Here is an 890-nt window from a genome sequence, read left to right as displayed (position 1 = left end):
CGCCGCGCGTGCGCCCCGCCCCGGGCGACGGCCCCGGCGCGCCCGGCACCGGCGCCACCCGCGCCCGCTCGCCCTCCGGGGCCGGCGGCTGCTCGTACCGGGTCACCGCGGTGACCAGCCCGGTCGTGACGAGCGTGCCCAGCACCGCCGCCACCGCGACCGCCGCCCCGGTCCACCACCGGGCCACCCGCTCCGCGCGCCTGCGGACCACCGGCGGGCGCGGCGGCCTGGGCCGGGTGGTCGACGTCGCCGCCCGCGCCGTCTCCGCCATCCGCAGCCGCAGCGTCCCGGGGTCGCCGAACTCCGGCGACGCGGCGGCCACCGCCTCCCGGGCGTACCGCAGCCGGGCCGTCGCCGCGGCCGTCGACGCCTCCGTCTCCGCCGCCGTCCCGGGCAGGTCCAGCCCCAGGCCGTCGTGGAGCAGCAGGGTGCGCCGGTGCCGCGGCGGCAGGGCGGCCAGCGCGGCCAGCAGCGCCCGGTCGGCCGGTGAGGAGACGATCGCCGCCCAGGCCCGTTCCTCCCGCCGGCACCGGCGTCGCCGCCGCCAGGGGGAGAGCGCGTGGTCGTACGCCGCCGCCCTCACCCAGCTCGGCGGGTCCGGGTCCAGGGCCACCTCAGGCCACCGGTGCCAGGCGTGCCGGAAGGCCCGTTCCACCGACTCCAGCGCGAGGGCGTGCCGCCCGGTGAGCAGGTAGGTCTGCCGGACCAGGGTCGGCGCGCAGGACGCGTACAGCTCGTCGAACGCCTCCTCAGGCGTCACGGGTCGACACCCCGTCACCGCTCACCCGTCACTCCTCCGCACGGTAAAACCCATAAGCGCATGATGGGCGACACGTCCTCCATGTGCCTGTTGCGGGGGGAACGCGGGTGCCGTTGGGAGCATGGCGACG

1 protein-coding gene is annotated in these 890 nt (G+C 78.9%); it reads right to left on the bottom strand.

Translation table 11 applies throughout. From position 1 onward, the window contains the following. On the bottom strand, nt 1–760 hold a 760-nt coding region (locus A2U95_RS30220; RefSeq protein ID WP_166028927.1), incomplete at its 3' end, for a SigE family RNA polymerase sigma factor. Between the last annotated feature and the right edge of the window lie 130 nt (nt 761–890).

Source organism: Streptomyces chilikensis, from assembly GCF_001642695.1.
Classification (GTDB): Bacteria; Actinomycetota; Actinomycetes; order Streptomycetales; family Streptomycetaceae; genus Streptomyces; species Streptomyces chilikensis.
This window is presented reverse-complemented; position numbering and strand designations above follow the sequence as displayed.